The 480-nt window shown below is 61.9% G+C and carries 1 pseudogene; it reads right to left on the bottom strand.

What is annotated here, in order from left to right:
• Positions 1–480, bottom strand: a pseudogene (locus FDP13_RS21490) (RHS repeat protein); the annotation flags it as partial.

Raw genomic sequence — 480 nt, forward strand, 5'->3', positions numbered from 1 at the left:
GGGGTAGTGATAACGCGTCGGGTTCCCCAGTGCGTCCGTTTCCTCCACCAGCCGGTTAAGGTCGTCGTACAGATTCAGCTCGCTGCTGCCATCCGCATACGTCACTTGCGTCACGTTATCCGTCAGCCGGTACCACTGGTAGTGGGTTTCCCGGCCCAGCGGGTCAGTCTCACTGAGCAGGCGACCGTAATTGTCCCACGTGGTTGTGCGACTCGCACCACCGGGCAGGATGACCTCGCACAGCTCGCCATCGCTGTAACGCTGCGCCGTTTCCCGCCCATCGTAATCGGTAAAGCGGACGACCTGATCGTCTTCGTCCAGCTCCCATTGTGCACAGCAACCGTCATCCCGGCGCGCCGTTCTGCGCCGCCCCGGAAAGTCATACTCCAGCGTAAGCTGCTCGCCCGCACTGTTGCGGTATGCCACCACGCGGGGCAAATCCGCTATCTCCCGCCACGTATATTCGCTGAGCAGGCCGTT

It is taken from the genome of Dickeya sp. ws52 (genome assembly GCF_007210685.1).
In the GTDB taxonomy this organism is placed as follows: domain Bacteria; phylum Pseudomonadota; class Gammaproteobacteria; order Enterobacterales; family Enterobacteriaceae; genus Dickeya; species Dickeya chrysanthemi.